19 protein-coding genes are annotated in these 20,182 nt (G+C 45.8%); 9 read left to right on the top strand and 10 right to left on the bottom strand.

Annotated features, from left to right (window positions below; genetic code table 11):
* Positions 1–41: 41 nt before the first annotated feature.
* A complete protein-coding gene (locus F3J22_RS22210) occupies positions 42–1,697 on the top strand; it encodes a M1 family metallopeptidase (protein WP_167020125.1) in 1,656 nt (551 codons plus the stop codon).
* Positions 1,698–1,762: 65 nt separating this feature from the next.
* Here the strand turns inward: F3J22_RS22210 and F3J22_RS22215 are convergent, their stop codons facing one another.
* Positions 1,763–2,422: an NADPH-dependent F420 reductase gene (locus F3J22_RS22215; protein WP_167020126.1), complete on the bottom strand. Its 660-nt coding sequence runs from the start codon at positions 2,420–2,422 to the stop codon at positions 1,763–1,765.
* Positions 2,423–2,560: 138 nt separating this feature from the next.
* Entirely contained in the window at positions 2,561–3,313 is a 753-nt protein-coding gene (locus tag F3J22_RS22220) for a menaquinone biosynthetic enzyme MqnA/MqnD family protein (RefSeq protein WP_167020127.1), read from the bottom strand.
* 35 nt (positions 3,314–3,348) lie between these two features.
* On the opposite strand from F3J22_RS22220, the gene purB reads away from it, so the two are divergent.
* The gene (gene purB / locus F3J22_RS22225) at positions 3,349–4,686 is read left to right on the top strand and encodes an adenylosuccinate lyase (RefSeq protein WP_167020128.1); all 1,338 of its coding nucleotides are present in this window, start codon (positions 3,349–3,351) and stop codon (positions 4,684–4,686) included.
* Positions 4,687–4,786: 100 nt separating this feature from the next.
* Here purB and F3J22_RS22230 read toward each other — a convergent pair whose 3' ends face one another.
* Together F3J22_RS22230 and F3J22_RS22235 are read right to left on the bottom strand one after the other, a co-directional pair.
* Complete coding sequence (locus F3J22_RS22230) at positions 4,787–5,113, bottom strand: hypothetical protein (protein WP_167020129.1); 327 nt, start codon at positions 5,111–5,113, stop codon at positions 4,787–4,789.
* 193 nt (positions 5,114–5,306) lie between these two features.
* A complete protein-coding gene (locus F3J22_RS22235) occupies positions 5,307–5,660 on the bottom strand; it encodes a YraN family protein (protein ID WP_167020130.1) in 354 nt (117 codons plus the stop codon).
* A gap of 100 nt (positions 5,661–5,760) precedes the next feature.
* Between F3J22_RS22235 and manA the strand changes: the two genes are divergently transcribed.
* Entirely contained in the window at positions 5,761–6,969 is a 1,209-nt protein-coding gene (manA, locus tag F3J22_RS22240) for a mannose-6-phosphate isomerase, class I (RefSeq protein ID WP_167020131.1), read from the top strand.
* 133 nt (positions 6,970–7,102) lie between these two features.
* Here the strand turns inward: manA and F3J22_RS22245 are convergent, their stop codons facing one another.
* The 4 genes from F3J22_RS22245 to lepA all read right to left on the bottom strand — a co-directional run bounded on the left by F3J22_RS22245 (position 7,103) and on the right by lepA (position 13,073).
* Positions 7,103–8,056: an NADP-dependent oxidoreductase gene (locus F3J22_RS22245; protein WP_167020132.1), complete on the bottom strand. Its 954-nt coding sequence runs from the start codon at positions 8,054–8,056 to the stop codon at positions 7,103–7,105.
* 58 nt (positions 8,057–8,114) lie between these two features.
* The gene (locus tag F3J22_RS22250) at positions 8,115–10,541 is read right to left on the bottom strand and encodes an AsmA family protein (protein ID WP_167020133.1); all 2,427 of its coding nucleotides are present in this window, start codon (positions 10,539–10,541) and stop codon (positions 8,115–8,117) included.
* 63 nt (positions 10,542–10,604) lie between these two features.
* Positions 10,605–11,144, bottom strand: a complete 540-nt coding sequence (locus F3J22_RS22255; protein WP_167020134.1) for a thioredoxin family protein — start codon at positions 11,142–11,144, stop codon at positions 10,605–10,607.
* 129 nt (positions 11,145–11,273) lie between these two features.
* Positions 11,274–13,073, bottom strand: a complete 1,800-nt coding sequence (gene lepA, locus F3J22_RS22260; protein ID WP_167020135.1) for a translation elongation factor 4 — start codon at positions 13,071–13,073, stop codon at positions 11,274–11,276.
* A gap of 154 nt (positions 13,074–13,227) precedes the next feature.
* Here lepA and F3J22_RS22265 point away from each other — a divergent pair, with 154 nt between their 5' ends.
* The 3 genes from F3J22_RS22265 to F3J22_RS22275 are packed head-to-tail and all read left to right on the top strand — an operon-like array spanning position 13,228 to position 15,420.
* Positions 13,228–13,485: an acyl-CoA-binding protein gene (locus F3J22_RS22265; RefSeq protein WP_167020136.1), complete on the top strand. Its 258-nt coding sequence runs from the start codon at positions 13,228–13,230 to the stop codon at positions 13,483–13,485.
* Between the two features lie 36 nt (positions 13,486–13,521).
* Positions 13,522–14,745, top strand: coding sequence for an ornithine--oxo-acid transaminase (gene rocD, locus F3J22_RS22270; RefSeq protein ID WP_240155144.1), 1,224 nt, complete (start codon positions 13,522–13,524; stop codon positions 14,743–14,745).
* 33 nt (positions 14,746–14,778) lie between these two features.
* Positions 14,779–15,420: a VIT1/CCC1 transporter family protein gene (locus F3J22_RS22275; protein WP_167020138.1), complete on the top strand. Its 642-nt coding sequence runs from the start codon at positions 14,779–14,781 to the stop codon at positions 15,418–15,420.
* A gap of 5 nt (positions 15,421–15,425) precedes the next feature.
* Here the strand turns inward: F3J22_RS22275 and F3J22_RS22280 are convergent, their stop codons facing one another.
* Both F3J22_RS22280 and F3J22_RS22285 read right to left on the bottom strand, forming a co-directional pair.
* Entirely contained in the window at positions 15,426–15,821 is a 396-nt protein-coding gene (locus tag F3J22_RS22280) for a hypothetical protein (RefSeq protein WP_167020139.1), read from the bottom strand.
* Between the two features lie 77 nt (positions 15,822–15,898).
* A complete protein-coding gene (locus tag F3J22_RS22285) occupies positions 15,899–18,085 on the bottom strand; it encodes a DPP IV N-terminal domain-containing protein (protein ID WP_167020140.1) in 2,187 nt (728 codons plus the stop codon).
* Between the two features lie 281 nt (positions 18,086–18,366).
* Here F3J22_RS22285 and F3J22_RS22290 point away from each other — a divergent pair, with 281 nt between their 5' ends.
* From F3J22_RS22290 to F3J22_RS22300, 3 genes are all read left to right on the top strand, one after another.
* Positions 18,367–18,624, top strand: coding sequence for a hypothetical protein (locus F3J22_RS22290; protein WP_167020141.1), 258 nt, complete (start codon positions 18,367–18,369; stop codon positions 18,622–18,624).
* 84 nt (positions 18,625–18,708) lie between these two features.
* A complete protein-coding gene (locus tag F3J22_RS22295) occupies positions 18,709–19,323 on the top strand; it encodes a trimeric intracellular cation channel family protein (RefSeq protein ID WP_167020142.1) in 615 nt (204 codons plus the stop codon).
* 39 nt (positions 19,324–19,362) lie between these two features.
* The gene (locus F3J22_RS22300; protein WP_167020143.1) at positions 19,363–20,010 is read left to right on the top strand and encodes a MarC family protein; all 648 of its coding nucleotides are present in this window, start codon (positions 19,363–19,365) and stop codon (positions 20,008–20,010) included.
* Positions 20,011–20,182 lie beyond the last annotated feature (172 nt).

Below are 20,182 nucleotides of genomic sequence, written 5' to 3' on the forward strand. Positions count from 1 at the left end.
AGTAAATTAATATCTTTCACCCACATTAAACAGACACAATTATGCGCGGCATTAAATTGCTTTGCCTGGCTTTATTATTTTCCAGTGCTGCATTTGCTCAGAAACAGTATACCCATGCCGACACGCTTCGGGGCAGCATTACGCCACAGCGTGCCTGGTGGGATGTTCAGTATTATGACCTGCATGTAACAGTAGACCCTCCCGATAGCACTTTTACCGGTTTCAACACGATTACCTATAATGTATTAAAACCCGATTCCATCATGCAGATAGACCTGCAGGAACCTATGGAAATCGATAGCGTATTACAGGATAAACATACATTGACATTTACCCGCGATGGTAATGCCTTTTTTATTAACCTGAAGAAACCACAGATCGCTAAGAAAGCAGATAAGATTACCATCTTCTTTCATGGCAAACCAAAGGTAGCCGTGAAAGCGCCGTGGGATGGCGGTGTAGTCTGGGGGAAAGATAAAGAAAACCGTCCGTGGATAGCTACTGCCTGCCAGGGATTGGGCGCCAGTGTCTGGTGGCCCAATAAAGATCACCAGAGTGATGAGCCGGACAACGGTATGACCATCGCGCTGACGGTACCCAATGAACTGAAAGGCGTTTCCAATGGCCGCCTGAAAAAGACGTTCCCTAATGCGGATGGCACGACCACCTATACCTGGATGGTGACCAATCCCATCAACAACTATGATGTGTCGGTCAACATCGGGAACTATACAGAAATAAAAGACAGCTATAGCGGCGAAGGCGGAAAGCTGGACCTCAGCTACTGGGTACTGGACTATAACGTAGATACCGCCAAAGTACACTTCGAAGTAGTGAAGCCTATGCTGAAATGCTTTGAATACTGGTTTGGAAAATATCCTTTCTATAAAGACAGCTATAAGCTGGTAGAGGTACCTTTCCTGGGGATGGAACACCAGAGCGCCGTTGCCTATGGCAATAAGTTCAAAATGGGTTACCTGGGCAGGGATCTTTCCGGCACCGGGTGGGGACTGAAATGGGACTTTATTATTGTACATGAAAGCGGCCACGAATGGTTCGGTAATAATATAACCACCAAAGACCTGGCAGATATGTGGGTACATGAATCCTTCACCAATTACTCCGAAACGCTCTTTACTACCTGCCAGTACGGCGCTAAAGCAGGGAATGAATATGTACAGGGAAGCAGGCATAATATCACCAACGACGAGCCTATCATTCCTGCCTATAACGTAAATGCTGAAGGCAGTGGCGATATGTACTACAAAGGCGCCAACATGATCCATATGATCCGTCAGATAATGGGAAATGACGAAGCCTTCCGTCAGCTGTTGCGCGGACTGAATAAAACCTTCTGGCATCAGACCGTTACCGGCAGACAGGTTCAGGATTATATCAACAATTTTGTCGGTATTAACCTGGATAAAATGTACGAGCAATATCTTACCACTACACAAATACCAACCCTTGAATACCGCATTACCGGCCAGCAGCTGCAATTCCGCTGGGTAGATGCTGTAAAGGATTTCAATATGCCGGTAAAGGTAAAACTCAATGCCAGTGGCTACACCCTTATCTATCCAGGTACCTTATGGCATACCGCCGTACTGACGCTGGATAAGCCGGAAGATTTTGAGGTGGACCCTAATTTCTATATAAATGTGAAAAATGTAAAAGACGTGAAGAAAGCGAAATAACGACGCTACAGCAGCTTAAAAATATAAAGGCAACCGGCTATGGCCGGTTGCCTTTTTTAATGCGTTTATTTTTTCAGCAGTTTAAATGCATGTTCTCTACTGTTATTAAGAAAGGCATATGCTTCCCAGAGTACTGCCAGTGGCTCAATGTTGCGGCTCATCTCAATATTTCCCATGTCTGCAACATCGTGCCAGCCCATCTGGTGGAGCAGGTTGACAACCGTTCTTTTGGCAATATGGTTATTGCCGGCAATAAACATGGTGGGAGCACCTTCCTTGAAGGCAGGGAGTAACATATGTTCGTGGCCTATACAGCTAAGTGCCTTCACAACGGAAGAATCTGGTGGCAGCCAGGCCTGGATCTGCTCTCCGGCAGAATGATTATGCCCGATGACAAGCGTCATGCGGCCATTTTCGTCGGGGCCTTTGCCATCGATCGGATTGGTGACGTCGACGACGGTTTTGTTTTTAAAATTCCAGACGCCGGCAGCTTCTATAGCCTTTTTGGTACCTGTCCACCGGGTACATATCAGCATCAGGTCCCCGAATTCGGCGGCTTGCCTGAATGTACCGATGGCGGCCTGGTTACCCAGGCGTTTGGCCCATTGCTGCAACGACTCTTTAGCCGGGTTTCTGGTACCAATAGTAATGTGATGACCTGTCTGAATAAGGCCTTTACCGAGTGTGAGTCCTACAGGACCACTTCCCAGGATGCCGATCTTCATAGCCCATAAAATAATTGGGTGAATAATGAAGATACTGAAAATTCCGGTACCCGCAAAAGACAATAACCGGGCATAAAAATAGCTGTTGGGTCACCGGCTTTGGTGGCCCATCAGCTATTTTTATCGTATGATAATTACCTATGCCTGTTGTTCTGCCAGCAGGTAGCCCAGGAACTTCTGCATTCCCTGGCGTTTTGCCGGTGTCAGCGGGTAGCTGATATTCTGCACATAGTAAGTAGTGAGATCATATACATCATATGGGTTCTCTGCCACTACCGCAGGAATATTCTGGATACCAATGCCAGTGGCATTATTGAAAGCATCCGTGAATTCTTTCGGTAATGGTTTGTTGCTGATCCATGCCGCAAATACGAAAGGAAGGCTGGTAAAGCGCATCCAGTGTTCTGCCAGGTCATAGATAAACGGAGAGATATGTCTTTGCTTCAAAGCACGGTCACCAATAACCAATCCGGCATCAGTGCCTTTAATATTGGATTCATAGTCACCATTGGTGGCAATAAACTCAACATCCAGTTTCCAGTATTCACGCACCAGCACTTTCAGGAGCGCTACAGAGGTACGGCTCTGGTAATCCAGGTAAATTCTCTTTATCTCATGTAAAGGCACTTCACTATACAAACACACGGAAGCAACCGGTCCTTCTGCACCAATACAGTAATCTGCAATGATATGATATTCCTTCAGCTTAGGTATGATGGCTACCGGTACCAGCGCCACGTCTACGTCTCCATCTATCAGTTGCTGCGCTATCTTAGCCGGATAATCCATTGATAATTCCATCATCTCCAAGACCGGATGATTCCTGAATCCATACAATAAAGGCTTTGTATTCAAATAACTTACAGCCGCTACTTTTACTTTCTGTTCCAATTTCTGTAATTTTGAAGCTGCAAAAGTAACTAATTATGCAATTACAACCATTAACTGCCATTTCACCTTTGGACGGGCGCTATCGCAAGCAACTGGACGAGCTGGCCAATTATTTCTCTGAATTTGCGTTGATCCGTTACCGTGTGATGGTAGAGGTGGAATACTTTATTGCGCTGTCGGAACAGAAAATCTTTACCCTGCCAAAGGCTAAAGTACCTGCCCTGCGTAAGATCTACCAGGAGTTCACGGTTGAGAATGCACAACTGATCAAAGACACCGAGAAGATCACCAATCACGACGTGAAAGCCGTGGAGTATTTCCTGAAGAATGAAATGAAGAACCTGGGTCTGGAAGACAAACTGGAATGGGTACACTTCGGCCTCACCTCTCAGGACATCAACAACACCGCTACCCCACTGTTCTGGAAAGATGCCATCGAGCACGTTTACATGCCGGCACTGGCCAACCTCGTGCTGGAACTGGGTAAAATGGCCAAAGCATGGATGAAGATCCCTATGCTGGCACGTACACACGGACAACCAGCTTCTCCTACCATCCTCGGTAAAGAAATCATGGTGTTCGTAGAAAGACTGGAAGGACAAATCAAACTGCTGGGCGAAATTCCTTTCGCAGCCAAGTTTGGTGGTGCTACCGGTAACTTTAACGCCCACCACGTGGCATTCCCTAAAATCAACTGGGAGAAATTCGGCGAGAAATTCGTAAACACAACCCTGGGCCTGCAACGTATGCAGTTTACTACTCAGATTGAACATTACGATAATATCTCCGCTCAGTTTGATGCACTCAAACGTATCAATACCATCCTTATCGATTTCTGCCGTGATATCTGGACTTACATCTCCATGGATTACTTTAAACAGAAAATCAAGAAAGATGAAGTTGGCTCCTCTGCCATGCCGCACAAAGTAAATCCTATCGACTTTGAAAATGCAGAAGGTAACCTGGGACTGGCAAATGCTATTTTTGAACACCTGAGTGCGAAGCTGCCAATTTCCCGCCTGCAACGCGACCTGACCGATTCTACCGTGCTGCGCAACCTGGGCGTTCCGTTCGGACATACCCTGCTGGCTACCAAATCCATCCAGAAAGGCCTGTCTAAACTGATCCTCAATGAAGCGAAACTCAAGGAAGATCTGGAAAACACCTGGGCAGTAGTAGCAGAAGCTATTCAGACCGTATTACGCCGTGAGAACTATCCACAGCCATACGAGGCACTGAAAGCCCTGACCCGTGGCGGTGAAGGCATTACCAAACAAAGTATGCACAAATTCATCGATGGCCTTAAAATCAGTGCTGCACTGAAAAAAGAGTTAAAGGCAATCACGCCGCATAACTATACCGGTATCTGGTAGGCATCTGCAAAAATTATAACGATACAAAATAGCAACGGGGCCATGGCTGATGCCTGGCCCCGTTGTCTTAAATAACTCCCGAAAGCAACTGAACAGATTCCTATAACTGTTCTATTACGAAAAATTTCTCTTCGGCCCTGCCGGCCATGGTTACACGAAAAATATAGTTTCCTGATGGTATACCTGTCAGTTTCACTGATTGCGCGGTATACAAACTTCCTGGTGCAAACGGTATAATCCGCACAGGAACCCGCTGCTCATTCAATACAGTCAGGGTGGTCTGCCCCTGATCCCCTATCATTGCAGAACGTATATGAAACATACGCTCATCACCTTGCTCCTGCCACATTGTACAAACAGTATCCCTGTTTACCGAAGTTACTGTTGCCAACTGAAATGTCATTAGTACCAGGCTTCCAAAACTCATCATTTATCATTTTTAAAATGATTAAATATTGTGACGAAGTTTTTCTGAGGAAGATGGATCAGGTTGAAGACAGGGTTAATTTTTTTGCTACGCAAAGATAACACCTCTATCGGATTAAATAAATTTTATAGATATGTTTTTTGTTAAGCGTTAGTTAACGTCGCAGCCCGCTTTTCAGGAGCCTGCTAACTCATTAAAAGACATCTTTTAAGTGAAATAGTTGCAGTGCTCCGCTATCGTTTTTTACAATAGCGATAATATCAAATCTTATCTCCCGGGGATGCAATTCATGGACCTCCAGGTAGCGGGTGGCAGCATCCCTGATATGTTGTTCTTTTTTGCGGTCTACCGCTTCCTCCGGATAACCGAAAAGGTCAGTACGTCGGGTCTTTACTTCAATGAAATAGATACAGGTATGACGCCGGGCTACAATATCCAGTTCGAGGCGGCCTGATTTCCAGTTACAATGCAGCACCTCACAATACTTTGCGACATAAGCCAGGGCGAGTGCCTCCCCCTGTTTGCCCAGTCGGACATGGTTACTCATAACAATGTTGATAAATGGGTTAGCAAATCAGTTGGTTATCAGTTGATATCTATTACTTTTGCAGCGCAGTATGCAAATAATTTAAAACGAGTTATCCGATATGAAACTATTCAGACTGGACGGAAAAGTTCAACACTATGCCTGGGGCGGGTTTGAATACATCCCTGCGTTGCTGGGAATTCAACCCACTGATAAACCAAGCGCTGAATACTGGATGGGTGCACATGAAAGCGCGCCTTCCGCCATCACAACTGCCAGCGGCCAGGTACCGCTGAATACACTCCTCCAGCAAGACCCCGCAAACCTCGTTGGCCAGGATGTCTGGAATACATTCGGACAATTACCTTACCTCTTCAAAATTCTGGATGTAAGAGAGATGCTTTCCATCCAGGTACACCCTGACAAATCAGAAGCAGAGAAAGGTTTTGCACGTGAAAACGCAGCAGGTATCCCCTTAAATGCACCCAACAGAAATTATAAAGATGCCAACCATAAACCTGAAATCATGGTGGCATTAAGTGAATTCTGGCTGCTGCACGGTTTCCTGCCGGAAGCGCAACTGAAACAGGTGCTGAAAGATACACCCGAGTTTACCTCACTGGTAAGTATATACGAAAATGAAGGTTATTATGGTTTGTACAAAACCGTAATGGAAATGCCGCAACAGCTGGTGAATACGCTGCTTCGCCCACTCACCGACAGAGCGGTTCCTTTATACAAGGAAAATAAACTCTCCAAGAGCGATCCGGCGTTCTGGGCTGCCCGCGCAGTTTTGAACGACCCTGCATCTGCTGATAAAATTGACAGAGGTATCTTCTCTATCTACTTCTTCAACATCATGCATGTACATCCGGGACAGGCAGTATTCCAGGATGCCGGCATCCCGCATGCTTACCTGGAAGGCCAGAACGTAGAGCTGATGGCGAATTCAGACAATGTACTCCGCGGCGGACTCACACCGAAACACATCGATGTGGAAGAGCTGCTGAAGCATACCCGCTTTGAAGCAGTACATCCGCATATTATTAACGGTGATGTCATCGCAGGTGGACTGGAAACAATCTATCCTACGCCCGCACCGGATTTCGTGGTAAGCAGTATTACTGTTAAAGCAGGTCAGACCTACCAACACACCGCTGCCGCTCCTGAAATTCTGATTGTGATGAATGGGGAATGTGAAGTGAAAGGAGAAGCAACCACATTGGCTTTACATAAGGGCCAGTGCCTGTTTGCCGCTTATGGCGCCAATTATCAGGTTACCACTGATAGCGAAGTTGCTATCTATAAAGCAACGGTTCCTGTTAAATAATTATATCCGGAATAACGAGGATGTTTTATCAATAATACTATCTGTGTTTGATATACAGCTGATCTCTACGTTATAGAGACGGTGGGCTATCGCCAGATAAACTATTACTGAGGAGACATCCTCGTTTATTTTATTAAGATGCTATCTGTATAACTGTTTTCCCTTTACCTCTTCCGTGACGGCTTTGCTGAATTGCCTCCGGTACCTGTGACAGTGTGATTTTTGTTTCTACCGGAATCGTCAGGTCTCCACTATCTATTAACGCTGTCAGCTGGTCCATGGAAGCCGCAGAACCTTTTGTTTCGAAATTACCACCATGCAAACCTTTTGATTTTATTTCTTCCTCATTAGCTACAAATACCGTCGTAAGTGCGCCACCACCGGGTTTCAGCAGTCCCAGGTTTTTACTGAAGCCAGCAGCCTGACTAACCAGGTCTATTATTCCATGGATACCTTCCGGATATAATGTTTGTATTTGTTCGTATATAGGTGCTTCTTCATAGTTGATGGATTTACTGGCGCCCAGGCGCTTCATACGTACGGCACCTTCTGCGCTGGAAACAGTGGCAATCACCTGGATACCTTTCGCTGCCGCCATCTGTGTGGCAAAAGAACCAACCCCACCGGTAGCACCATTGATCAGCAATAAATCACCCTGTTTCAGCTGTAGTTTTTCCAGCAGCTGCAAAGCTGTCATGCCGGCAGTAGGCACGGCCGCAGCGGCTACTGCATCAATGGATTCCGGGGCTTTGGTAATCCCTGCCTTCTCCGGCACCACGATGTATTCAGCAAAGGCGCCTTCACCTATTGGCACATGAATAAACTGACCATATACGCGATCCCCTGCCTTGAAGCGGGTAACACCTTCTCCTACTTCCTGCACCACACCGGCACCATCTACACCAATAATCATCGGAAACTGATGGCGCATCGCCCCATCCAATATACCGTCGATCATCTTCCAGTCAAAAGGGTTCAGGCCAGCGGCCTGCATCTTTACAATCATTGCTCCCGGCCTGACACCAGGTTTCGGTAAATCCATCAGCTGTGGGGTTTCTTTGAAGGCATTTATCGCTATTGCTTTCATAATAATCGGGTTTAGATCTTTTTATGGAGGTAACTGTATGCATTAAATTTAGTGAATATTACTCACTGTCGCCGCGGCCCATTTTTATTTTCACCTTTCCATCAGGCCCATCCACAGCATGCAGGTGCAGAATAATGCCTTTACGGCTTCTACGCAGGCGCTCCGCCTTATCCGTAACGGCAGAGTCTTTCGCGGGATTTCTTAATGGGACATCCAGCTGGAGATTAGTTCCGCCACCGATACCATATATGCCCTGCATATCTATATTCAATGCACTCGATGCAATGCGCATGGGTGGAATGATAATCTTACCATTCTGTACCTGGAAATTATTACTGAGGCTTTCAAATGTAATACTGTCCAGCCTCCTGCGCTTGAACAGAAAATCTCCTATATCTACCAGTGGCTGAAAATCCAGCAGGGCGCCACGTTTCATGCTGAAGTTTATATTCCCGTTCAGTGTTTTGTTGATCATAGTACCGTTATCAAGGATGTTTCCCCTGATATTGGTTTTAGCAGTGGCTATTCCACGTATATTCTTCGACGTTAGTCCCTTCATTCCGAAGTTATCAAACGCATAAAACAGCTGGGAGATATTGACATTTACGAAACTGGCTGCCAGATCGAAATAGTTGTTTACACTTACCTGGTGCACTTTCCCCTTTACGGAAAGTGTTCCGCCGGCATGTTGAAGGGAAATCTGGTTCAACAGAATATCCGATGCTGTCAGCGCCACTACTGCCTTTACATTATCTGCCGTAAAATGCCGGAATACCGTTTTGTTCAGCTGCACATTCATGTTAACGTTACTTGCTGCGAGCACATTGTCCAGCTGTTTTGCCACTCTCCCCATTTTCGCTTTGCGGCGTGCATTGGCAACCGCTTTGCTTTGTTGCCTGGGCATCAGGAAGGACTTGAACTCGTTCAGATCTACCATCGGACTCTGAATATTCCAGTCGAGCACAATCTTATCGGGCGCCGTGAAATAGAAGCCCAGCACATTTTTCATCTTACCATCCATGGTCAGACTGCTACTTTGTGTTTGCAGTTTGATATTTTCCAGTAGCAGGTCTTCTCCTGTAAAGCGAAGCATCGCATTACAGTTCTTAAATTTAAGGTCCCTGGGAGTATAGGTAAAAGCTGCGTTGGTAACCTGTACCGTGCCTATCAGTGCTGATGGCGTAGGATCGTCTTTCATCAATGGGCCGGTATAATTCAGGTCGGCGACGGCGTTACCACTGGAGAATGCCAGCGGCAAAGGGTCGTCATTTTCATTGAGATTGACCAGCGGGAAAGAAGATTGGAAATGCCCACGCAGCAAAGGTTTTTTCAGGTTAACGACCCTGATGGTATCTGCTTTTACCGGCACAGAGCCAAACAAGGCAGAGAGGTTGAAGATATTTACTGCGGAGTTCTCGTCTGTATAGCCAGCGCCAGTGATCACTTCATTGTTGAAACGACCGGAAAAGCTACAGGCACTCCATTGGCCAAGACCACTGTTTAATACGTTGCTGGTAGTTTTCCAGGTAACGACTACGTGTGGCGTATCCCGGTATTGCATATGCCCCACCAGGTTAGCCTCTGCGTCCAGTGGCTTCTGGAGGTCAATGGTATTCAGCTTCCCCGAGATATTGGGCGGCAGCCAGGAGGCGGCTTCTTTCAATAATACCTGGTTGGCAATTATTTTCAGCTGGAAGGCATGTGGCTTTGTGGCGAATACAAACTGACCACCGATCATTACCGGCTTATTATCTATTTTAATAGGCTGCTGCGGTACTTCCAGGACTTTCGTTTTCCTGTTAAATGAAACATGCAGGGGCAGGTTCATTTCTTTATCTTTCAGGTAGCTACCTTTCTGTGTATTAAATTCAAAATGCCGGGAAAAGAGGTGCGCAAATATGCTGATATCCATGTTATCACCAACTGTTTTGACATGTCCCGCCATTTCGCGTATCAGAAGTTCGAACAGTTTTTGTTTCTGGTGATTTTCTATAGAGAAGAGGATGTTGGAGAATACCAGCGTTCCGATATCCGTTGCCCTGGCGGGTTTCTTTTTAGTGCCGGCAGGTTCCTGGAAAATACTGGTATTCGTATAGCCGGTGGAGTCAGTAAACAGAAAGACCTCACCATCTTTGAGCGTTATCTCTTTAATGTCGGCATGTTTACGCAGCAGCGACCAGCTATTGAGCCGGATGTAAATGTATTTTACATTCAGCAGGGGTTTATGATGTATGGGGTACAGGCTGTCTACCAGCTGTACATCTTTCAGGGCTAGTGACACATTGGGGAATCCTGAAAAAATGGAGGGCTCTACGTCACCTATATGCAATGTTCCATTTATCCGGCCGTCGATTTTCTCTGTAATCTGCTTGAGCAAATCTGCTTTGTTGGCCTTGATATACCATGCAAGCCCCAACAGCAATAAAGTCCCTAATGCTACTATCGATCCTGCTACAATAAGTGTAATCCTTAGCCATTTGCGCATCTGATCTTAATGGTTTATTGGTTAAAACAGATAACAGGTACGGGATGTTTAACCAATATAGCATTAATTGTGCCGGGCGATCTCCCCGAATCTCTTTTCTATTGCAGTAAGTTCGTCTGCAGTCATATGGGAAGAGGCTTTCAATATCTCCAGGAACTGCGCTATTTCTGCCGGCTCTGCAGGACAACCAATATTATGCAATGCCCCATCTGTGCCTTTCATACGGCTATCTGCCAACAGTTTGCCGTCCGGCTGGAAAACAAGCCAGAAAGGAATACCTTCCTTATCACCGTTGTATTTTGTCAGCAGCTCCATGCCACCGGGATTTTCCGTGTTTTTCTTCTCTGCGGCTTCCTTTACAGTAATATGGCGGATCACATAATTCTTTTCGAAGGCTGGTTTGCAGGCTGCATCATTCATGGCCGTATCCATTTTATGGCACCAGCCGCACCAGGAGGCGTGGAATATAATAAAGACGTTCTTGTGCTCTTTGGCAGCCAGGGCGCTGGCTTCTTTCAGGACCTTATCTGCCGGCACTGCATGCTGGCTGTAACCTGCATAGGTCAGCAGCAATAATATTACACTGATAAATAGTTTTTTCATGATAGCGGGTTTTACCAAATATACAGAAAAAAGATCCCTTCCGTTTTTCCTGGTGGCGGTACCGGATAAAAACAGAACAGCCATCTCTTTGCAGAGATGGCTGTTTACAAATATAGTGCAGGCGTACTGTTAATCGTTCAGTTTCAGTACTGCCAGGAATGCCTCCTGTGGTACTTCTACGTTACCGATCTGGCGCATACGTTTTTTACCTTCTTTCTGTTTCTCGAGAAGCTTACGTTTACGGGAGATATCACCACCATAACATTTCGCCGTCACATCTTTACGCATTGCGGAGATGTTTTCACGGGCAATAAATTTAGCACCGATAGCAGCCTGGATAGCAATCAGGAATTGCTGGCGAGGCAACAGATCTTTCAGTTTTTCGCAGAGCTTACGACCGAAATCCTGCGCGCGGCTACGGTGAATCAGTGCGCTCAATGCATCCACTTTATCACCATTCAACAGGATATCCATTTTCACGATATCGCTTTCGCGGAATCCGATTGGTGAGTAATCGAAGGAAGCATAACCACGGGTCTGGCTTTTCAGTTTATCGTAGAAATCGAATACGATCTCTGTCAGCGGCAATTCAAACATCAGCTCCACGCGGGTAGTGGTCAGGTAGCTCTGGTTGAGCAACAAACCACGTTTGCCCAGACAAAGAGTCATGATGTTACCGATATAATCAGGCTTGGTGATGATCTGTGCACGGATCCACGGCTCTTCAATGCGTGACATCTTTGTAGGGTCAGGCATTTCAGAAGGGTTATTTACGATAATCTTTTTAGTGGTATCCTTGGTATCGTAGGCGATGAATCCTACGTTGGGTACGGTAGTAATAACAGACTGATTGAACTCACGTTCCAGACGTTCCTGGATGATTTCCATGTGCAGCATTCCAAGGAATCCGCAACGGAAACCGAAGCCGAGGGCCTGGGAAGTTTCCAGTTCATAGGTCAGGGAGGCATCATTGAGCTGGAGTTTATCCATACAATCACGCAGCTCCTCGAAATCTTCCGTTACAACCGGGAAGATACCGGCAAATACCATTGGTTTCACTTCCTGGAAACCTTTAATACCTTCCTGGCAAGGGTTGCTGGCAAGGGTGATGGTATCACCTACCTTAACCTCTTTGGCGTTCTTGATACCTGTAATGATGTAGCCTACGTCGCCGCAATGTACTTCACTCTTAGGTTCCAGCCCCAATTTCAGTATACCAACCTCATCCGCTTCATATTCTTCACCGGTATTGACAAACTGAATTTTGTCCCCTTTTTTGATAGTACCGTTGTATACACGGAAGTAAGCGATGATACCGCGGAAAGAGTTGAAAACAGAATCAAATATCAGTGCCTGAAGCGGCGCCTGAGGATCACCTTTTGGCGCTGGAATGCGGGTAACAATCGCTTCCAGGATTTCTTCGATACCGATGCCGGTTTTACCGGAAGCCAGCAGGATATCTTCATCTTTCACACCGATCAGCTCGATAATCTGGTCTTTTACTTCCTCGATCATAGCACCGGGCATATCAATTTTGTTGATTACCGGGATGATTTCGAGGTCGTTCTCCAGTGCCAGGTAGAGGTTGGAGATAGTTTGTGCCTGGATACCCTGTGCAGCATCTACTAGCAGCAATGCACCTTCACAGGCTGCCAGTGCACGGGACACTTCGTAGGAAAAGTCTACGTGGCCAGGGGTATCAATCAGATTGAAAACATATTTATCACCGTTTTTGGCGGTATAGTTCATTTGAATTGCATGGCTCTTGATGGTTATCCCTTTCTCACGTTCCAGGTCCATGTCGTCCAGCACCTGTGCCTGCATGTCGCGATCAGAAATAGTTTTGGTGTGCTCCAACAAGCGGTCAGCCAGGGTACTCTTACCGTGGTCAATATGGGCAATAATACAGAAATTGCGAATATTCTTCATATGATAATTTACTGGTCCAATGGTGATCCTGACAGGGACCGGCCATTTCAGCCCGCAAAGGTATTAAAATAAGTTGGTTTATTTGGTGAATGATTAATTTATCTGCACCTTAGTAAAACAACGATTATTTCATCATCATTAAAAAGGATTCTCCATGGAACTCACACAACAATTTGAGACTGCGGTTGCTGAAAGCAAAACCTTATCTGAAAAGCCTTCCAATGAAATTCTGCTGCAGCTGTATTCTCTTTACAAACAGGCAACAGAAGGTGATGTAACCGGAGAAGGCCCTTCCAATCCTTTTGACTTTGTGGCAAAAGCGAAGCACAATGCCTGGGAAGAACTAAAAGGAAAGTCTAAGGAAGATGCCATGAAAGAATACGTTGCATTAGTGCAGCGATTAAAAGGATAATTGATTTAATTTTGAAGTATGATACCCACAAATACAATGACTGAAAGAACTCAACATTTTCTGGAACTGGAAGAACAGTATGGCGCACATAACTACCACCCGCTCCCGGTTGTACTGGATCGCGGTGAAGGTGTATTTTTGTGGGATGTTGACGGTAAAAGATATTACGATTTTTTATCAGGGTACTCCGCTGTAAACCAGGGGCACTGCCATCCTGAAATTATTGCCACGCTCATAGAGCAGGCCGGCAAACTTACTTTGACCTCCCGTGCATTTCACAGCGATCTGCTGGGAGAATATGCACAGTATATCACTTCCTATTTTGGATACGACAAGGTATTGCCGATGAATACCGGCGTAGAAGCCGTGGAGACAGCCCTGAAACTCTGTCGCCGCTGGGGCTACCAGGTAAAGGGCATACCTGAAGATAAAGCGAAAATCATCGTGTGCAGCCATAACTTCCATGGCCGTACGCTGAATGTAATCTCTTTCAGCACAGACCCCGATGCACGCAAAAACTTCGGCCCTTACATGCCGGGTTATGAAATCATTGCCTTCAATAACCTGACTGCACTGGAACAGGCATTGCTGGACAAAAACGTAGCTGGTTTCATGGTAGAACCTATCCAGGGAGAAGCCGGCGTAGTAGTACCGGACGAAGGATATCTTGCACAGGCTTATCAGCTGTGTAAAGATGCCAATGTGCTGTTTATCGCCGACGAAATCCAGACCGGCCTGGCCCGGACAGGTAAAATGCTGGCCTGCGACCATGAAAATGTGCGCCCGGATATCCTGATCCTCGGGAAAGCATTATCCGGCGGTACCTTACCGGTAAGTGCAGTACTGGCCGACGATGAGATCATGCTCACCATCAAACCAGGCGAACATGGCTCTACCTATGGCGGTAACCCACTGGCATGTAAAGTAGCCATCAAGGCACTCGAGGTATTAAAAACCGGTAAAATGGCGGAGAACGCCACTGCTATGGGTGAACTGCTCAGGAAAGGTTTACTGGGTTTACAATCTCCTTATATAACTACTGTACGCGGAAAAGGCCTCCTGAACGCTATCGTTGTAAAACACAGCGATCCGGAAGCAGCCTGGGACCTCTGTCTGACACTGAAAGACAACGGACTGTTAGCCAAACCAACACATGGCGATAAAATCCGTTTCGCTCCCCCACTGACCATTACAGCTGATCAGATCATCGACTGTGTAAGCATTATTCAGCGCAGCCTGGAAACCACTTTCCACCGCTAGTGCCACATTATAAACTGTAAAAGAAAATTTCCCATGGCGAGCAGCCACAAGGCCATCCGCAGCTCCGGATGGATAACTGATTTTTTAATAGGATTCCCCGACGGACTGTTTCTGCTCTTCTTTTCGACGCAGGTTATGCAGGGCTTTGCCATGGAAGTTCAAACCTTCTACAATACACAATTAATCATCTGGTTCGCAGGTGCCGTGCTGGTCATGATCAGCGCTTTCAGCGCCAATCGCGGCGATGCACAGCACGATAATCCGCTGCTTACGCCTGAAGAAAAATCCAAACTGGAAAACCTGGATATCAACGCCAGTACCATCGAACATATCGCAGGGGAAATGCAGAAAGATGCTGACCTCTGGGAACACACACTTAAAACAGAAAATGTAAAGGAAACTACGTTTAGCCGCGGCCGTGCTATCAGCAATGCCTTCTTTACCGGCTTCTTCTTTCTGGCTGGAGGCGCTTTATCATTTGGCCCTTACCTGGCAAATGAAAATTTCAGCGCAGCCGTACAAACCAGTATGATGCTGGTTTTCCTGGGATTAACTTTCTACAGCTTCTTCAAAGCCAAAATAACAGCACAGCGCCCATTGCCATTAGTAATTCGCTACTGGCTCATGGGCGCTGGTATTTTAGTAGGAGCATGGATACTCCACAAAGTATGGTAATGTAATTATTGCTTCTTGTCTACACGGGTAACCAGTACACTCACAAACGCAATCAGGGCTGCCGCTAAGGAAACGTAGAGCGCAGCCTTTGCATCCGGACAAACGCCTATCTCACATCTTGAGAAAAGCATTACGTTGCGGAAAGTCCATGCCAGCATGAACCCACAGAAAAACAGGTTTACACGTAATGTCCATTTACGTCTGATGGCAAAAAATATAATAGCGCCAACAGCCAGGAATATATTCAGCTTTCCAGGTTCACCATAACTCGACCCCGCTGTATTCAGCCCCGTAAATACCATATGCTTCAGGTGTGAATCATTGATCTCTGACCATGGCAAAAATGCACATATGATCACTACTACTGATGCTATAAGCCCTACAATCCTGGTTTTAGACATATCTTTTATTTTTGGGTTGCGAAGGTAATCATTTAAAAGTGATTCTTACCTCCGCAACCGTTAAAACTGCTTTTGTATTATTTAGCGCCCGGTTCGCAATGCGCTTTCAGGTATTGCGTATACAACGTACTCAGATGTGAGGTCGTTCCAACACCCTCAGAAATGCTATGGGTACGGTTGGGGTACGACATAAACTGAATCTGTTTATTGTAACGGATCAGTTCATTGAGCATCATCTCTGCATTCTGATAATGTACGTTATCATCTCCCGTACCATGGATCATTAACAGATTCCCCTGCATATCTTTGGCATAGGTAATGGGAGATCCTTTTTTATAGGGCTCCATATCTTCCTGTGGCAGGCCGGTATATCTCTCCTGGTAAATATTATCGTAGGTGAGCAGGTTGGTCACCGGCGCAATGGCAATACCTGTCTTAAATACTCCAGGGTACTGACAAAGCAGGTTCAATGTCATGGTGCCTCCACCACTCCATCCCCAAACTGCTGTACGCTCAGGGTCAATAAAGGCATATTGCTTCATCAGCGCTTTGGCTGCTTCTGCCTGATCTTTTGTATCAATTACACCTATATTTTTATAGATGCTTTTACGCCACTGACGACCTTTGGGTAAAGGCGTACCGCGGTTATCAAAAGATACATAGATATACCCGTCATCGCCCATATTTCCCTGGTACAATCTATTATGACCGGCATAGCCGTTATCCAAAGTAGTAGCAGTAGCAGGGCCACCATATACATAAAACACCACCGGGTATTTCTTGGCAGGATCAAATTTGGCAGGTTTCACCATCCAGCCGTCAAGTACAATACCCTCACCTGTTGTTACCTGAATATATTCCAGGGTATTGTTTGTTTTAGCGACACCGGCCATTTGCGCCTTCATGTCGGCATCAGTTTCCTGCGGGTTGGCGAGGTTCACCAACTGTCCGACAGGGCGGGTTTGTTTGCTGGAAGCCAGCGTATGAAAGCCGCGCAGACTATATGGAGAAATTTCATAACTGTTGAAACCCTGCTGATCGGCAGGCGTAACGCGGGCACCGCTACCTCCTGTCAGCGAAGTACTGTAGAGGTACTGCTGTAAAGGATTTTCCGGAGAGGCATTATAATAGATCTTACCTGATTTATCATCTAATTTTACCAGTTTGATCACATCACTGTTGCCAGGGGTGAGTAAGGTAGCTGCACCATCAGCCAATGAAATTTTGTAGATATGACGCCATCCGTCTTTTTCGCTCAGCCAGAGGAAGGATTTACCATCTGCCAGGAAATCCCAGCCCATGATACCGCCATCGTCCCAGGCAGACTTTACGTCTATCCAGGCGTTATCAGTTTCGGAATAGATCGTGCGTGCGTTGCCGTTAGCGGCGTTACACACCATAATTTTACTTTCCTGCTGACGGCGGTTCAGCTGTTGGAGGATCAGCTCCTGTTTGCCGGGTATCCATTCCATCCGCGGGATATAGTGTTCGCGGGCATCACCAGGCACCTGCAACCAGGTTGTTTTCGCAGTAGTGATATCCACAACACCAACTTTACAAGGTGAAGGGCTCTGACCTGCTTTCGGATATTCTACCGGAACGGTAAAGGAATAAATGGAATCGGTATTATCGATCATGAGGAAATCGCGGATCTTGGTAGCATCGATCTGCCAGTAGGCGATATGTTTGCTGTCGTCGCTCCAGCGGAAACCATCGCGGCAATCAAACTCCTCTTCATATACCCAGTCGAAGGTACCGTTGATCATGCGGCGGGAACCGTTGGTTGTCAATGGTTTGATAACGCCGGTGGCTATATCTTCCATATACAGGTTATGTTCACTTACATAAGCTACTTTTTTCCCGTCGGGAGAAAATTTGGCAAACATGAGGGAGGATGCCGGGCGGCCTTTTCCCAGCTGGCGGAGCTTTCCGGTGCTGATATCAGCTACCCAGTAATCGCCACGGGTTTCATAGCGCCATACTTTTTTTGAATTGGTGTAGAGTAAAACCTTACTTTCATCTGCGGAAAAGGAGAAATCTTTCAGTTCCATCGGGGCTGATTGTCCGGCCGGGGTAAGGAGACTACCTGGCACTTTTACGGAAACAGACTGGGAGCGGTCGAAAGGTACAAAGAGGATGTCTTTTTCCTGGAAGTCGTAGTATCCGAGTCCATTCCGGCTCCATACCGGCGATTGTCCGGGTTGGGCCCATAAACACTGGCTGGCTGCCAATAGCAGCGTTAAAAACAGGACGAGTTTCTTCATAAAAATAAATAAGCTGCAATGGTAAGGAAAAAAAAATAAGAAAATGAACAAAGGGAGGATGGTACTGTTATTGAGGAGCAACGACCTGGTAAGGTAGAATAAATTTCAGCTTTTTTCCGTTATGTGGATAAAAAAGTATGTGTAATTAAAAAATATTCATGTCTTTTTATCTATTTTTATGCAAGAAATAACAATTACTTAATGAGAATCAGCTGGTTAAGAAAACAAAATCTAAAACTACTATTCTTAAAAATTTTATCCTGTAGAAAAACCATAATACTATGATACAAGTTGCTTTATCTTATAAGAACCGCGAATTCGTTCAACTGGAAGATACTTTTCTGGCTCAGATAGCAGAAAACACCAAGAAACTTTTATATGCGCTGTTAGAGGACATCTATGACCTGCTGGCTTTAGAAAAAGGACGTTTCCTGATCAATCTCGACAATCATCCTAAAATTGAGGTGGAAGGTTTCAGCAGTCAGCTGCAGGATCAGATCGAGCGCACCCTGCGTGGTGAGTACGACTACGACTATTGATCTGGAGCAGGCATATCATGCTGCGCGTTATTGCCGGACGCCAATGTATTCCTATCTTGCAGCCCAAAATTAATTTTTCGCGGAATGCAGCTCAACTACATCCAGGTATTAGAGTTACTGGGAACATTTGCCTTTGCCATTTCCGGTGCAACGGCAGCAATTAATAAATCCTACGACGTAATAGGACTCCTTACACTGGCTTTTGTGACAGCCATTGGCGGAGGAACCATCAGAGATCTTCTTATCGGAGCCACACCGGTAGCATGGATGAGAGACGGACTTACCAACACCGCCATCATCATCGCCGCAGTTATCGCCGCACTCTTTTTCTCCTATGTAAAGAAACTCCATCAGTGGATTACCTTCTTTGACGCCATCGGACTGGCACTGTTTACCGTAACAGGTATCAATAAAGGACTGGCAGCAGGACTCCCGCTGCCCATCTGTGTAGCGCTGGGTACTATTACCGGTACTTTCGGCGGACTGCTGCGCGATGTTATTTCCGGAGAACAACCTATTCTCTTTACCAGGGAAATTTATGCCATGGCCTCCATTGCCGGTGGGATAATTTACGTATTCAATTATTACCTTCACTTCAACGCAGATATTATTCAGAGTGTAGTCGTTGCCGTTATAGTTTTAATCCGTTTGGTCAGTTTACATTACAACTGGCAGCTACCTCGTTTAAAAGGAAAATAATATCTCCCGTCAATTGCATAATTTTTCTATATTGCTGTTATGAGGGAAATATTCGATAATTATTTTGCTTTTGCTACAACTGTTTTCATGGGTTTACTTGCCATTGTAAATCCCATCTCTTCCATTCCTGTTTTCCTGGAGCTTACCTCCAACATGGACAAGCCGGCAAGAAAGAATATCGCAACCAAATCGGTACTTATTGCATTCTGTATTATCTGCATTTTCTCTGTTGCAGGTAAGCTGATCTTCCATGTATTCGGTATTACCCTTGCTGCACTTCGTGTAACGGGTGGTATTTTAGTATTCGTTATCGGATATGAAATGGTAAGAGGAAAAGACGAAGACAAAGCATCCAACCCCAAACTGGGCGACCAGCCTGTAAAGGCTGATAAGGGCATCAGTGCCGCGATTACACCACTTGCCATGCCACTGATGGCGGGTCCGGGCACCATTACTACTGCCATGAGCTATTCGGCCGCTAAAGATGTTTATCATCTGGCCATCGTAATGGCTGTTTATGGATTGATTTGTTATATTACCTATCTGTTGTTTATTGCCGGTGATAGAATTGTAAAAATTATCGGCTCCAATGTTATGATGGTGATAACCAAAATGATGGGGCTGATATTAGCAGTGATAGGGGTACAAATGCTGGCCCTGGGCGCAATGGAACTCTTCAGGCTTTAAAATATTTCTTTTTATCCGTTAAAACAATTTGGATTTTTTTTGTGTTTATTACACATATACCAGGCTTATAAAAACATGCTGATAGTCGGCCCCTACCCGATCACAACATGTTCGCCTGCGTTCCTGACATAGCTGTTAGCAATGTTAATGATTGTTTGAAATGCTGTAAAAA

The sequence above is a fragment of the Chitinophaga sp. Cy-1792 genome, assembly GCF_011752935.1.
In the GTDB taxonomy this organism is placed as follows: Bacteria; Bacteroidota; Bacteroidia; order Chitinophagales; family Chitinophagaceae; genus Chitinophaga.

Coding starts and splice junctions, on each gene's coding strand:
- F3J22_RS22235 (WP_167020130.1), bottom strand. CDS start 5,660: ATGAGTAACCATGTCCGACTGGGCAAACAGGGGGAGGCACTCGCCCTG.
- F3J22_RS22300 (WP_167020143.1), top strand. CDS start 19,363: ATGAGGGAAATATTCGATAATTATTTTGCTTTTGCTACAACTGTTTTC.
- rocD (WP_240155144.1), top strand. CDS start 13,522: ATGACTGAAAGAACTCAACATTTTCTGGAACTGGAAGAACAGTATGGC.
- F3J22_RS22275 (WP_167020138.1), top strand. CDS start 14,779: ATGGCGAGCAGCCACAAGGCCATCCGCAGCTCCGGATGGATAACTGAT.
- F3J22_RS22250 (WP_167020133.1), bottom strand. CDS start 10,541: ATGCGCAAATGGCTAAGGATTACACTTATTGTAGCAGGATCGATAGTA.
- F3J22_RS22265 (WP_167020136.1), top strand. CDS start 13,228: ATGGAACTCACACAACAATTTGAGACTGCGGTTGCTGAAAGCAAAACC.
- F3J22_RS22210 (WP_167020125.1), top strand. CDS start 42: ATGCGCGGCATTAAATTGCTTTGCCTGGCTTTATTATTTTCCAGTGCT.
- F3J22_RS22215 (WP_167020126.1), bottom strand. CDS start 2,422: ATGAAGATCGGCATCCTGGGAAGTGGTCCTGTAGGACTCACACTCGGT.
- F3J22_RS22290 (WP_167020141.1), top strand. CDS start 18,367: ATGATACAAGTTGCTTTATCTTATAAGAACCGCGAATTCGTTCAACTG.
- purB (WP_167020128.1), top strand. CDS start 3,349: ATGCAATTACAACCATTAACTGCCATTTCACCTTTGGACGGGCGCTAT.
- F3J22_RS22255 (WP_167020134.1), bottom strand. CDS start 11,144: ATGAAAAAACTATTTATCAGTGTAATATTATTGCTGCTGACCTATGCA.
- F3J22_RS22285 (WP_167020140.1), bottom strand. CDS start 18,085: ATGAAGAAACTCGTCCTGTTTTTAACGCTGCTATTGGCAGCCAGCCAG.
- F3J22_RS22245 (WP_167020132.1), bottom strand. CDS start 8,056: ATGAAAGCAATAGCGATAAATGCCTTCAAAGAAACCCCACAGCTGATG.
- lepA (WP_167020135.1), bottom strand. CDS start 13,073: ATGAAGAATATTCGCAATTTCTGTATTATTGCCCATATTGACCACGGT.
- F3J22_RS22280 (WP_167020139.1), bottom strand. CDS start 15,821: ATGTCTAAAACCAGGATTGTAGGGCTTATAGCATCAGTAGTAGTGATC.
- F3J22_RS22230 (WP_167020129.1), bottom strand. CDS start 5,113: ATGAGTTTTGGAAGCCTGGTACTAATGACATTTCAGTTGGCAACAGTA.
- F3J22_RS22295 (WP_167020142.1), top strand. CDS start 18,709: ATGCAGCTCAACTACATCCAGGTATTAGAGTTACTGGGAACATTTGCC.
- manA (WP_167020131.1), top strand. CDS start 5,761: ATGAAACTATTCAGACTGGACGGAAAAGTTCAACACTATGCCTGGGGC.